The sequence below is a fragment of the Mesorhizobium sp. B1-1-5 genome, from assembly GCF_006443065.1.
Taxonomy (GTDB): Bacteria; Pseudomonadota; Alphaproteobacteria; order Rhizobiales; family Rhizobiaceae; genus Mesorhizobium.
The window spans coordinates 1-1,628 of the sequence record NZ_VFWS01000318.1; the positions used below are offsets into that span (position 1 = coordinate 1).

General features: G+C 66.4%; 1 protein-coding gene and 1 pseudogene. One reads left to right on the forward strand and one right to left on the reverse strand.

Annotation, left to right across the window (positions count from 1 at the left end; translation table 11 throughout):
* Window positions 1–127: 127 nt before the first annotated feature.
* Complete coding sequence (locus FJ980_RS30860) at window positions 128–1,216, reverse strand: citrate synthase/methylcitrate synthase (RefSeq protein WP_140547344.1); 1,089 nt, start codon at window positions 1,214–1,216, stop codon at window positions 128–130.
* Between the two features lie 91 nt (window positions 1,217–1,307).
* Between FJ980_RS30860 and FJ980_RS30865 the strand changes: the two are divergent.
* Window positions 1,308–1,628: pseudogene (locus FJ980_RS30865) on the forward strand (citrate synthase); the annotation flags it as partial.

A 1,628-nucleotide genomic window follows, 5' to 3' on the forward strand; every position in this document is an offset into this window, starting at 1 on the left:
GCATATAAGGACACACCAAGGCAAGAACACGAGCACGGTCGCGTGATCGCATGAAATTTCGATCATGCGGAAACACCCTCCGCCTTGTGGCGGAGGGCGCGGTGTATCTTCCAAACAGGTTTGATGCTCAGGCGACGAGGTCCGGCATCGGTCCGACATAGCGCGACAGCGGCCGGATCAGCCGTCCCGTCGTCTGCTGCTCGCGCGCATGCGCGACCCAACCGGCGACGCGCCCGGCCGCGAAGACATTGCTGAAGGCTTGGCTGGGAAAACCCGCCGCTTCCAACACCAGCGCGGTGTAGAACTCGACATTGGTCTGCAGCGAGCGCTGCGGCTTGGCAATCCGAAGCACATGGAGCGCCGTCTGTTCGACTGTCTCGGCGAAGGCCAGCCGGCGACCGGTCTCGCCCTCGCCGCCGAGCTGCCGCACCACCGCCTTCAGCACATCGGCGCGCGGATCGCGCACGCGGTAGATGCGGTGGCCGAAGCCCATGATGCGTTCACCACGCGCGATCTCGCCGCGCAGCCAGCCGGCGGCGTCGCCATGCGCCTGGATGGCGTCGAGCATCTCGATGACAGGGCCGGGCGCGCCGCCATGCAGTGGGCCCTTGAGCGCGCCGAGGCCAGCCAGCACCGACGATGTCAGCCCGGCCTGCGTCGAAGCGACGATGCGCGTGGCGAAGGTCGAGGCATTGAGGCCGTGGTCGCAGACGGTCACGAGGTAAGTGTCGAGTGCCTTTGCCAGAACCGGCGTCGGCACGGAACCGTCGAGCATCCTCAGCATATCGGCGGCATGATCGGCCTTCCCATCCGGCGCGACCGGCTGCTCGCCGTGCAGCAGGCGCAAGAGCGCCGGCGTCAGCACGGCGGGCGCCGCGATCAGCCCAAGCGCGTCCGTCAGCGTCTCGCCGTCCGGCAGCAGCGCCATGCCGGCGCGCATGGCGCTATAGACGTCGAGCGGCGCCAGCAGGGGCAGGCAAGGCAAGAGCCGGTCGAACACCTCGACGCGCGCCTGGCCCAGTCTCGCGGCCAGTTCCGCGTCTCCGGGAAGGTCGTAGAAGAAGCCGTCGAGAAGCAGGCGAACGACCTGCGGATAGTTCCATCGCCCGGCCAGTTCCGGCAGGGAGTACCCCCGGATCGTCAAGCGGCCGCCCAGCCCATCCACGTCGGACAGCACCGTTTCCGCCGCCACCACATCATCGAGCCCGTTCGCCATGGCTTTGTCTCCTTGAGCTTTTCCGACACTAAGGATAAGGATGGGCAACACGCGCATCAATCTTGATCAACATAATCAATATGGGACCGACATGTCCGAATGGCTGTCGCGGGACGAGGCACTGGAACGGCTCAAGGTGCGGCCGCAGACGCTCTACGCCTATGTCAGTCGCGGGCGCATCGGCATGCGCCCGGACAGTGCCGATCCACGCCGCAGCCAATATCGCGTCGACGATATCGCGGCCCTGATGATGCGAAGAGAGCGCGGACGCAGCCCATCGGCCATCGCCGAAAGCGCCATCGCCTGGGGCGAACCCTCGCTCGTCACCTCGATCTCGACCGTTTCGCACGGCCACCTTGTCTATCGGGGCCGCGACGCCGTTGCGCTGTCCGAACATGCCACGCTCGAAGAG